The 11,247-nt window shown below is 51.8% G+C and carries 9 protein-coding genes; 8 read left to right on the top strand and 1 reads right to left on the bottom strand.

Features of this window, described 5'->3' with window-relative positions; translation table 11 throughout:
- Nucleotides 1-252 precede the first annotated feature (252 nt).
- The 8 genes from QZT18_RS01300 (at nt 253) to QZT18_RS01265 (ending at nt 9,437) form a co-directional block, all read left to right on the top strand.
- Entirely contained in the window at nt 253-1,689 is a 1,437-nt protein-coding gene (locus QZT18_RS01300) for a hypothetical protein (RefSeq protein ID WP_294143669.1), read from the top strand.
- Nucleotides 1,690-1,712: 23 nt separating this feature from the next.
- A complete protein-coding gene (gene rfbF / locus QZT18_RS01295) occupies nt 1,713-2,483 on the top strand; it encodes a glucose-1-phosphate cytidylyltransferase (RefSeq protein ID WP_125142864.1) in 771 nt (256 codons plus the stop codon).
- A 73-nt stretch (nt 2,484-2,556) separates the two neighbouring features.
- Nucleotides 2,557-3,627: a CDP-glucose 4,6-dehydratase gene (gene rfbG, locus QZT18_RS01290; protein ID WP_366925771.1), complete on the top strand. Its 1,071-nt coding sequence runs from the start codon at nt 2,557-2,559 to the stop codon at nt 3,625-3,627.
- A 163-nt stretch (nt 3,628-3,790) separates the two neighbouring features.
- Nucleotides 3,791-5,134, top strand: a complete 1,344-nt coding sequence (gene rfbH / locus QZT18_RS01285; protein WP_294143667.1) for a lipopolysaccharide biosynthesis protein RfbH — start codon at nt 3,791-3,793, stop codon at nt 5,132-5,134.
- Nucleotides 5,135-5,138: 4 nt separating this feature from the next.
- Complete coding sequence (locus tag QZT18_RS01280) at nt 5,139-6,002, top strand: phosphorylcholine transferase LicD (protein WP_294143666.1); 864 nt, start codon at nt 5,139-5,141, stop codon at nt 6,000-6,002.
- 7 nt (nt 6,003-6,009) lie between these two features.
- A complete protein-coding gene (locus QZT18_RS01275) occupies nt 6,010-7,095 on the top strand; it encodes a glycosyltransferase family 2 protein (protein ID WP_294143665.1) in 1,086 nt (361 codons plus the stop codon).
- A gap of 60 nt (nt 7,096-7,155) precedes the next feature.
- On the top strand, nt 7,156-8,613 hold the full coding sequence (locus tag QZT18_RS01270; protein WP_294143664.1) for a D-alanyl-D-alanine carboxypeptidase family protein: 1,458 nt from the start codon (nt 7,156-7,158) through the stop codon (nt 8,611-8,613).
- Nucleotides 8,614-8,843: 230 nt separating this feature from the next.
- Nucleotides 8,844-9,437 (top strand): hypothetical protein, encoded by a 594-nt coding sequence (locus QZT18_RS01265; protein ID WP_294143663.1) that lies wholly within the window; start codon nt 8,844-8,846, stop codon nt 9,435-9,437.
- Between the two features lie 114 nt (nt 9,438-9,551).
- Here QZT18_RS01265 and QZT18_RS01260 read toward each other — a convergent pair whose 3' ends face one another.
- A complete protein-coding gene (locus QZT18_RS01260) occupies nt 9,552-11,201 on the bottom strand; it encodes a DUF6020 family protein (RefSeq protein ID WP_294143662.1) in 1,650 nt (549 codons plus the stop codon).
- Nucleotides 11,202-11,247: the final 46 nt, after the last annotated feature.

Below are 11,247 nucleotides of genomic sequence, written 5' to 3'. Positions count from 1 at the left end.
AGCGCAAGCGTTTCCCGCAGGAACTTTTTCTGCCCGGATTCCCCACCCGCGACAAACTACAGCCCGGGACTGAAGACTCATCCCCTCCCTCCTCACCATCCCGAACCCCGACCGTCCCGGCGGCGTTCTCATTCCTCATTTAAAGGCGGAACTGTTACGGTCTAACCATACACGCGTAAAATTATCTAAATGACATTGGGGGAACAGTAACAAAAGAACGGCAGACTCGTTTGCTATATTAAGGAGAATTCTATGGAAATGAAATCGACGAAAAAGGGTGCGGCCTGGTTTATCCCCGTCCTGATTGGAGTCCTGTTCAGCTTTTACTATCTGCATCTTGCATCGGATAACGTGGCGTTTTCCGATTATATCAGGCTGATCAATTCCTATCTTCCCGATGTGGGAAACCCGGCCAAATTCTTTGTCCCCGATATTCTCACCAGGGTTCCGGTGACGTATCTGGGCAGGATCATCAATGTGAAGCTGCTCGGTTACAATACGTTCTTCGACATGGCGCTCGGAGTTCTGAGCCTGGGCCTGGGGGCGGCTGCGCTGGCGGCCTATTCAAGGAGGGAAAAGAGCGTCTCTTATTTCTGGTTCCTTTTTGTCCTTTTTGTCTATTTCAGCCTGAATAAATGGGAGATGCTGACCAACGGAACGGGCTGGGTGTGTTTTCTCGCCGTTTCCGGTTTTATCTGCCATTATGTGATTCTGGATCATGCGATCCGGACAGGGCATGAGCTGAAAGCCGACCGGATCGCCCTGATGGTACTACCGCCCATTCTGACCCTGCTTGTGGCAGGTCCTTACTGCGGCAGCTATTCGGCGCTTTTGACGTTGGTCTATCTGGTCATGCTGGCGTCGGACTATAGAAAAAAGGGCAGGTTAAACCGCCTTTACCTCGGTTATCTCGCCGCGGTGCTGATTCCGCTGGCGCTCTATCTCTGGAGCAACTCCCATGCGGTCTATGTGCACAGGGGAGCCGTGACGGAAGGCAATATTGTGACGGAATTTATTGCGGAGCCCGTATTTTTCATCACGTTTATCCTGAAGGCATTTGCCTCGGCCGTGGTGGGACAGAACCAGTTCATCAAGCTGGCGGAGGGGGGCGGCTTTTTAGGAAGCAATACCTTTATCTGCCTCGTGGGAGCGGCGGTCATCTTTCTCTATCTGTATGCGCTGTACCTGAACTGGAAATATAAGCTCTATGAAAAAACGGCATTTCCGCTTATTATGATATTAAACGGCGGGCTGAACCATCTGCTGATTTTATCGGCCCGGTGGATCTTTTTAAAGGATACCTACGGAATGTCGTCCAGATATGCCCTGCAGTACCAGATGGGCATCATCGGAATAATACTGACCTTTGCCGCCGTGATGCACTTAAAGCGTTTTGCCCGGAACGATGGGGAGAAGGCGGAGCGCGTAAAGCGCGTAAGCGCCGCTGCTTCCGTAATCATCGCCCTTGGGGCCTGCCTGATTCTTTTCGGAAACGGGTGGACGTTGAAAGAAGAGATGGCTTCTGCGCCGTACAGGAAGGATTTCCTGCGGGTATCCAGGGAACTGGGGTTAAACTACAGGACGGCAGACGATGAAGATCTGGTGACGTATCTGCAGCACGATGCGGAGCAGGTGAGAAAGGCAATGCGGATTCTGGAAGAAAATAACCTGAATATTTTCAGAAATTAGATATAACAAAGGAGGGTACGCCCATGAAAGTAGTGATATTAGCAGGAGGATTCGGGACAAGGATCAGCGAGGAGAGCCATCTGAAGCCGAAACCAATGGTGGAAATAGGAGAACAGCCGATTTTATGGCATATTATGAAATATTATTCCCAGTTTGGGTATCATGATTTTATCATCTGTCTGGGGTACAAGCAGTATGTGGTCAAAGAATTTTTTGCCGATTACTTCCTCCACACCTCCGATGTGACCTTTGACCTGGCAAACAACAGCATGGAAGTCCATAATAATTATTCCGAGCCGTGGAAGGTGACGCTGGTGGATACGGGCCTGCACACCATGACCGGAGGACGCATCAAGAGGGTGCGCGAATACATCGGTGACGAGACATTTATGCTGACATACGGGGACGGAGTGTCCACGGTGGATCTCGATGCCCTGCTTAAATTCCATAAGAGCCATGGCAAAACGGCCACGATCAGCGGCGTCAACATCGGCCAGCGCTTCGGAGTCCTGGATGTGGATGCCGACGGAGCAATCCATGAATTCCGCGAGAAGAACGACGACGACGGCAAGATTGTAAACGGCGGTTTCATGGTGATGGAGCCGGGCGTATTTGACTATATAGACGGGGATGAGACGGTGTTTGAAAAAGCGCCGCTTGAAAATCTGGCAAAGGACGGGGAACTGATGGTTTACCGCCATGACGGTTTCTGGAAATGCATGGACACCCAAAGGGACAGAATGCAGCTTGAACAGATGTGGCAGGACGGGGACGCGCCGTGGAAAATCTGGTAGGATTCCGCCGCCGGGTTTTGACCCGCAGCGGCTGTGAATCATAAAGCGGCATCCATTATATGAGGTGATAAATATGGAATTACTCGATTTTTATAAAGGAAAGAAGGTTCTCGTCACAGGTGATACCGGATTTAAAGGTTCGTGGTTTGTCAGAATGCTGACTCTCGCCGGAGCCGGGGTCACGGGATATGGGCTTGAACCGCCAACCGACCCGAGCCTCTTTGAGATTGCGGGAATTAGGAAGACGGTGGATCATGTGACGGGGGATATCCGGGATCTGGAACATCTCAGGGAGGTTTTCGACCGGGTACGGCCGGAGATTGTTTTCCACCTGGCGGCACAGCCGATCGTGCGCGATTCCTATAAGGAACCGGTGTACACCTATGAGACGAACGTCATGGGAACCGTAAACGTGCTGGAGTGCATCCGCCTTTGCCCGTCCGTGAGGTCCTTCGTCAATGTGACTACGGATAAGGTTTATGAGAATAAGGAATGGGAATACGGCTACAGGGAGAATGACCGTCTGGACGGCTACGATCCCTACTCCAACAGCAAATCATGCTCCGAGCTTGTGACGCACAGTTACCGGCAGTCCTTTTTCCAGGACGGCCGTCCCGCCATCTCCACCTGCAGGGCGGGGAACGTCATCGGAGGAGGCGATTTTGCCAATGACCGTATCATACCGGACTGCGTCAGGGCGGCGCAGGCGGGAGAACCGATTATCGTGCGCAACCCCCATTCCATCCGCCCGTTCCAGCATGTGCTGGAGCCGCTTTTCATCTATATGACGGTGGCGAAGAGACAGTTTGAGGAGCCGGAGCTTGCAGGAAATTATAATGTTGGCCCGGATGACGCCGACTGCGTGGATACGGGCAGGCTCACGGATCTGTTCTGTGAGAAATGGGGAGACGGGATGACCTGGATTAACCAGTATGACGGAGGCCCCCATGAGGCCGGATTCCTGAAACTGGACTGTTCCAGAATCAGGCGCGTTTTCGCCTGGCAGCCCAGATATCACGTGGAAGAGGCCGTTGAAAAGACCGTGGAGTGGTCCAAAGCCTGGCTGGTCGGGGAAGACATGCTTGCGGTGACGGACCGGCAGATAAAAGAATTTCTGAAGATAGAAGATTCTGAAGATAAATGATTCTGAAGATAAATGATTCGGAAGATAAACGATTCTGAAGATAGATGAACCGTAACGGCATGAACGATAATATCCTGCGGTGTACGGGAAACGATGAGCAGAAAATGACGGATAGGAAATGACGGACAGAAACTAAAAATAAACAGATTTGGAGGTAACAAGAATGTCTGATGAGAAGATGACGGCGGCAGGGCAGGAGGAGGCGCGCAGCCAAATCCTGAAACTGGTGGCCGATTACTGCGATAAATACCACAACAAAAAAGGGCCTTTTGAGGAGGGGCAGAGAATCCCCTACGCCTCCCGTGTCTACGACAGCCATGAGATGGTGAACCTGGTGGACAGCGCCCTGGAATTCTGGCTGACTTCCGGCCGGTACACGGATCAGTTTGAAAAGGGACTTTCCGATTACCTGGGAGTGAGATTCTGTTCCCTTGTAAACTCCGGTTCTTCCGCCAACCTGATTGCATTCATGGCCCTGACTTCCCCGCTGCTGGGAGAGCGCAGGGTGAAACGCGGGGACGAGGTCATCACCGTGGCCGCCGGTTTCCCGACGACGGTGACGCCCGTCATCCAGTACGGCGCAGTACCGGTATTTGTGGATGTGACGATTCCGCAGTATAATATTGATGTAACGAAACTGGAGGATGCGCTGTCCGATAAGACAAAGGCCGTCATGATTGCCCATACGCTGGGAAATCCGTACGATCTCGGGGCAGTGAAGGCATTCTGTGATAAACACGGCCTGTGGCTGGTGGAAGACAACTGTGACGCCCTGGGCAGCCGCTACACAATCGACGGCGTGACGAAGTTTACGGGAACAATCGGCGACATCGGAACATCCAGTTTTTATCCGCCTCACCATATGACGATGGGAGAGGGAGGCGCCGTATATACGGACAATGCCCTTCTGAATAAGATTATCCGTTCCTTCCGCGACTGGGGCCGCGACTGCGTCTGCCCTTCCGGCCGCGACAATCTCTGCGGCCACCGGTTTGACAGGCAGTACGGGGAACTTCCGCTGGGGTATGACCATAAATACGTTTACTCCCATTTTGGATATAACTTAAAGGCAACCGACATGCAGGCGGCGGTGGGCTGTGCACAGCTGGAAAAATTCCCGTCCTTTGTGGAGCGCAGGAAACATAATTTTGCCCGCCTGAAAGCAGGACTCGCAGGAACGGAAGATAAATATATCCTGCCCGTTCCGTGTGAGAATTCCGACCCGAGCTGGTTTGGTTTCCTGATTACCTGCCGGGACGGCGTGGACAGAAACAAAGTGGTGCAGTATGTGGAGGGACAGGGCGTACAGACGAGAATGCTTTTTGCCGGAAACCTGACCAAGCATCCGTGTTTTAATGAAATGAGGGAGAGCGGCAGCGGATACCGCGTAGTCGGAACTCTTGACAATACGGACCGCATTATGCGCGACACATTCTGGGTAGGCGTTTATCCGGGTATGACGGATGAGATGATTGATTATATGGCAAAGGTGCTGAAAGAGGCGTAGAACGATGACAGAGACAGCCGGAACGCCTTATGACCTGTCGAAGGTTCACGAGGCGGACAGAAAATTATTAAAGGAAATTGACCGGATTTGCCGGAAATATAAAATCAAATATGCCATGGACTCAGGAACGCTCCTCGGCGCGGTCCGCCACAGGGGATTCATCCCCTGGGACGACGACGTGGATGTAGTGTTCACAAGGCCGAACTTTGAGATGTTCATGAAGGTGGCTCCCAGGGAGCTGCCGGAGGGAATGTCGGTCCTGAGGCCGGAGGAGATCCGGGGAGGTAAGGTATTCTATGACTTTACATCCCGTATTATCTACGAGAACAGCCGTGTCCATGAGGATAACGATCAGATGCGATTTTACGACGGGAAGCTGAACCACCTCTGGGTGGATCTGTTTGTCCTGGACCGCCTGCCCGATGGAAAAGGAGCGGCGGCATGGGCCAAATTCCTGCAAAAGGTGATTTACGGCATGGCGATGGCGCACCGCGACGGGCTGGACTATTCCAAATACAGCCTGGCCGACAAAATACGGGTGGGAGCCCTTGCCACGGCGGGACGCCTGATCCCGATGCCGCTCCTATTCAGACTTCAGCGCAAGGCTGCGATGAAAGACGGGAAGAAAAGGACAAAACGGTGGTATTACAGCAATTACCAGCCGGACTATCTGTATGTGACGCTGGAGGGGGCATGGTGTGAAAAGACCGTAGACATGGAGTTTGAGGGGATGGATATTATGGCCCCCGTGGGTTATACCCATGTGCTGGAACTCATTTACGGCGACTATAAGAAGCTGCCGCCGCCGGAGAAACGCGTTCCGGCCCACTCGACCATAGAGATACAGATTTTTGACCAGGAGAAATGACAAAACGATGAAAAAAATTTCAATTATTATTTCCGTTTATAACGAGGAAGCGGCGCTGGAGGAATTCTACCGGACTGCCCGGCCCATGTTTGAGGAACTGAGCTGGGACTATGAACTGATCTTCGTAAACGACGGAAGCGCGGATCGCTCCCTGTCCATCCTGAAACGGTTCGCATCGGAAAATCCCAGAGTGAAGGTAATCAATTTTTCCAGGAATTTCGGCCATGAGGCGGCCATGCTGGCCGGTCTCGACTACAGTGAAGGCGATGCCCTCGTGTGCATGGATGCGGATCTGCAGCACCCGCCGGAATGCGTAGAAGAGATTATCGGAAAGTTTGAGGAGGGGTATGAGGTGATCAACATGGTCCGCACCAGAAACAGGTCGGCCGGGTTTATCAAAAACTTAACCTCCTCCGCGTTTTACAAACTGATTAACAGGATTTCCGATGTGAAACTCGAAGCCAATGCCTCCGACTTTTTCGCAATGACGGAACCGGCGGCCAGGGTTCTCCGGGAAAATTACCGGGAAAAGGTGCGGTTTTTGAGGGGATATGTCCAGAACATCGGATTTAACAGATGCAATATTGAGTACGAAGCCAGGCCGAGGGTGGCGGGAGAGAGTAAATACAGCCTGCGTAAGCTGTTCAAATTCTCCGTCAACACGATTCTCTGTTTTTCGGATCTGCCGCTGAAGCTGGGGATTTATTCCGGTATGTTCGTCGGATTTCTGGGTCTTCTGGTGATGATAGACACGATCTATGAGTGGGCGGCCCACGGCACGCCGAGCGGCTACGCCACCATTGTGGTCCTCCTGTGCTTCATGTTTGCGATGCTGTTCGTAGTGGTGGGAATTATCGGAGAGTATATTGCAATTCTGTTTACGGAACTGAAAGACCGTCCTATCTATATTATCCGGGATACGGAAAACATAGCCGGAGGCAGGGGCGGCGCCGGTAAGGCCGAAAGTGCTGAAAACGCCGGAAGTGCCGAAAAAAGCGGGGGAAATACAGGCGGAGCTGTAGAGTATGACTGCGGCGGTAAGGAAAATCAGGGCAGGAGCGCGGAAAATATTGACAGGGTGAAGCCGGAATAAACATGATATAATTTGGACATGTAAACGCAGTAAACAAAGACAATTTGGGGAAAATAATTTATGAAGAAATTTATGAGTTTACTCTTAAGTATCATTATGGTGATTGCCGGACCGGCCATGACCTCATACGCAAAGCCGGACTGGCCGTCGGATACGGGCATCCAGTCGGAGGCCGGAATTGTGATGGATATGGATTCGGGGACCGTGATTTTCGGCCAGAATATCCACGTCCAGAAAGCTCCGGCAAGCATCACCAAGCTGCTGACGGCTCTGGTGGTGATTGAAAATGCGAAGCTGGACGACACGGTGACATTCTCGGACGACGCCATCCATAACGTGGAGGATGGGGCCGGTAATAAGAATGCGCTGGAAGTCGGGGATAAGATGACGGTAAAGGACTGCCTCTACCATATGCTTCTGACCTCATCCAACCAGTCGGCCAACGCCCTGGCGGAACACGTGGCGGGCAGCCGCGACGCTTTTGTGGCGATGATGAATGAGAAGGTGAAGGAGCTGGGCTGTGAGAACAGCCATTTTGCCAACCCTTCGGGCCTGAATGACGACACACAGCTTACAACGGTGTACGATATGGCGCTGATTGGAACGGCGGCCTATGAGAACCCGACGCTCCTGGAGATTGGCTCGGATAAAAGCTACCGTCTTCCTTCCACCGCCAATAATCCCGACGGCGTGACGATCAAGATGGAACACAAGATGCTGATAGAGGGAGATCCCAATTATTATCCGGCTGCGATTGCAGGCAAGACCGGTTTTACCTCGATTGCGGGGCAGACACTGGTGACCTATGCGTCAAAGGATAACCGGAGGCTGATTGCTGTGACGATGAAGAGCACCGAGTTTACCCACTATCAGGATACGACCGCCCTTTTAAACTTTGGATTTGACAAGTTTCAGAATATCAACATCAGTGAAAATGAGACTTCCTATACCTCGGGGGATCAGCCCGTGACACTGGGGGACGGTTCCTATGAGCCATCGGATCTCTCCATCGACGCTAAGGCCGTGATTACCGTTCCCAAGGATGCGCAGTTCTCCGATACGGAGCGGAATGTGGTTACAAAACTTCCGGAGAATCATCCGAACGGAGCCGTGGCCCTCCTTGAGTATACCTATAATGAGAGGAAAGTCGGAGAAGTTTACATAATCAGTGCAAAGCAGGCGGCCATCGATGAGACGGCACAGGCCGGTGGCGAAACGCCGGAATCGGCTCCTGCAGGCCAGGACGGCGAGGGTACGCCCGATTCCGGCAAGGAGACGGGCGGAGCCGCGCACATTGCCTTTAAACTGCCGAAACAGGCGCCCTGGATAGCGCTGATCGGCGTGATTGCGGCGGCAGGCCTCGGATTTGCCATTGTCTTTCTCAAAAAGAAAAAAGAGGAAGAGCGCAGGCTCATGGATGAGCGGCGCAGGAAGAGGAGGCAGCGTCTGGAGGAAATCGGCTGTACCCAGGAAGAATTTGACCGTCTGCTGGAAGAGCGCGCGAGGCGTGGGAAATAGAAAGATGAGAGTAACAGTGCATGCTGTCTGAACTGTTACAGATGAGAGGGAAAACGGCATTATTTTACAGACCCTGCGGAAAGCTCCCAAAGTCTGGAAACCCTTGAAAATACTTATTTCTTAACAAATGTTTGGGAAATATGAAGATTTTTTGAATTTTTCAAAAATGACTACAAAAATGAACAAGTATATTATATAATAACCATGCGGCGTAAGGAGGTAAAATTTTGATGAAAAAATTTTTAGTATTAGCAGCATGCATGGTTCTGCTCAGCGGATGTACACAGAGCAATATTGTACAGCCGGATTCCGAGACTAAGGTCGCGGATCCTAATTTCGATATGCAGGATGATATAGAGATTGACTGGACTCAGGTAAGTGCGGATGCAGAGGGCGTTTTTGAGGATAAGGCAGCCTATCCTTACAGTGATGATTTTCATTTCCTTCTGGAACCGCAGAAGAAAGAGATTATGCTGGTGTGGGTTGTATCGGACGATTTCCCAACCAGTGAAATCAGAAATTATGCGGATGCTCTGATTAAGGGATTCAACGATGTAGTTGCCACACAGGACTTCTCGATTGAGAAATCCAGCGACACTTCCTACGGAGGTCTTTGGAAGGATTACAGCATTTCCTTTGGAATTGCACCCGCCAGCACACAGGACGACGAGGAAACCTGGTTTATGAGCGGTAACTTTGGGGCAGGCGTGGAATTTGTCCTCCCTGACACAACAGAGCTGGAGAAGAGTCTGGCCGAAGAGGGGAACGGAAACACAGAGGCTGCGGCAGGCAGCACAGAAACGCCGGAAGAAACAACAGAATAGGAATAAAAGAACGGCTGTCCAACATGCGGGACAGATAAAAACAGGATGGAAGTTCCGGCGGAGGCCGGAGGTTCCATCCTGTTTTTGTATGAAAGAAACCGCATGACGCGAAACTCAGCGTTCACTTAAGGAGAACCTGTCATAAAAGACTGCCGGCAGAAGGAACATGGCGGTTTCCATCGCAGGCAGGACAAACCGGGGATCCTGGGAAGGACAGGTAATCATGAGCATGGCCGTGATCAGAGCCGGGGGAAGCAGGCAGATAAGAAACTCCGGCTTCCGTTTAAGCAGTAATACAACTCCCAGGAAAATAAGGATAAAGGCCCAGATGCCTCCCCGGTAATAAATAAAGGACAGGAGGGGCTGTTCTTCCAGATAATACTGCAGTCCGCCCAGGTATCCGGTGATGGCCTTCTCCGTTGTGACGAGCTGTCTGTCCGCCAAATCGGGCCGGTCTTCCGGAACATAGTATCCCGCCGCGGTCCACTCATATCCGTCGGCGGGTCTTCCGATCTGCCACACAATCGAGGTGATTCGGAAGAGGGCCGAAGTCCATGCGGAGGGGGAGCGGAAGAGAAGCCGGAAATTGAGCTTCAGGATTTCGCGTCCGTATGCCTCATCCACGCGGTAAATCCGTTCCTTTACGATTCTGGAATCCCTGGCCAGGTTGTCCGCCCAGTAGGTATCCAGATTGTAGGCGGCCACCCAGTCCTCATAGGGCATCATTTCCTCCATAAGCTGTCTGTCCTCTTCCGTAAACAGTTCGGGGTGTCCGGAGGACAGATTACCGATCAGATAGAGCGGAACCGTGTATTTTACATAGTCGGGATTCTTCTGCATGTGAAGAATGCCGCTGCCGTACACATTGGTGACCGTAAAAAAGGCGAGGAATGTAAATACGGCGGAGATAATCAGCTTTTTCCACTGCCCGTTCTTCTTCAGGCAGAAATATACGGCCAGCACAAGAAGCGGGAAGACCGTCGTCACGATTCCCATGTGGCGGAAGAGGGAAACACCGATGGAAAACAGGGTGATGAGAATGAAATCCTTCCTTCCGCGTTCCTTATGGCGGAGAAAGAGGTACAGCTCCGCACAGAATCCCAGCACACACATGGAATAAAGGACATCCTTGTACATGATTCCCAGATACATCAGGGGGACGAAGATTACCAGGTTTGCAATACGGTAAAGATTGACCGCCCGGGCAGAGCCGGTACAGCGGTACAGAATGCCGCACAGCAGGTGGAAGGTAAGCAGCCATAATACGGTCTGGACAATACAGGATGCAAACGGATGACAGGCCACAGGAGATGCCAGAAACATACAGAGCCTGACGAAGGTCACATAACCGATGGGATGCCAGTCACTCCAGTTGCGGGCCATGATGCCGTCATACACCGTCATCGCATCGGGCGACGGACGGAACGGATAATTGGCTGCCAGGAACAGGATTGCTGCCGCGATGTAGAGCGGCATGAGGCGGTAAATGCGCCGGTCGTCTTTTAACCTGTTATAGTGTACGGAAACTTCTAAATTTCCTTTATCGCCGTTTGATACAAAGTACTCCAGAAAGAAGTAAATCACGATAAATGAAGAGCAGGTCAGATACGTCACATAGAGGACGGCAAGCGGCAGCGAGGAGGACAGGAGAGGACTTCTCACAACCTCAGAAACCGAAAGCATGAACAGAAAGAGTCCGGTTAAAAGCAAAGCCGGAATTTTGCCCGGCCTGCCATAAAGACCGGGCAGAGTTTTCTTTATCATGAGATAACAGGCGCCTGCGCAGGGAATCAGTGAAATAACCAGTGTC

Source organism: uncultured Clostridium sp., assembly GCF_900547735.1.
Classification (GTDB): Bacteria; Bacillota; Clostridia; order Lachnospirales; family Lachnospiraceae; genus Otoolea.
Note: the sequence above shows the minus strand (reverse complement) of the source record. Positions and strands in the feature narration are given on the sequence as shown.

Coding starts and splice junctions, on each gene's coding strand:
- QZT18_RS01280 (WP_294143666.1), top strand. CDS start 5,139: ATGACAGAGACAGCCGGAACGCCTTATGACCTGTCGAAGGTTCACGAG.
- QZT18_RS01300 (WP_294143669.1), top strand. CDS start 253: ATGGAAATGAAATCGACGAAAAAGGGTGCGGCCTGGTTTATCCCCGTC.
- rfbG (WP_366925771.1), top strand. CDS start 2,557: ATGGAATTACTCGATTTTTATAAAGGAAAGAAGGTTCTCGTCACAGGT.
- QZT18_RS01270 (WP_294143664.1), top strand. CDS start 7,156: ATGAAGAAATTTATGAGTTTACTCTTAAGTATCATTATGGTGATTGCC.
- rfbH (WP_294143667.1), top strand. CDS start 3,791: ATGTCTGATGAGAAGATGACGGCGGCAGGGCAGGAGGAGGCGCGCAGC.
- QZT18_RS01265 (WP_294143663.1), top strand. CDS start 8,844: ATGAAAAAATTTTTAGTATTAGCAGCATGCATGGTTCTGCTCAGCGGA.
- QZT18_RS01260 (WP_294143662.1), bottom strand. CDS start 11,201: ATGATAAAGAAAACTCTGCCCGGTCTTTATGGCAGGCCGGGCAAAATT.
- rfbF (WP_125142864.1), top strand. CDS start 1,713: ATGAAAGTAGTGATATTAGCAGGAGGATTCGGGACAAGGATCAGCGAG.
- QZT18_RS01275 (WP_294143665.1), top strand. CDS start 6,010: ATGAAAAAAATTTCAATTATTATTTCCGTTTATAACGAGGAAGCGGCG.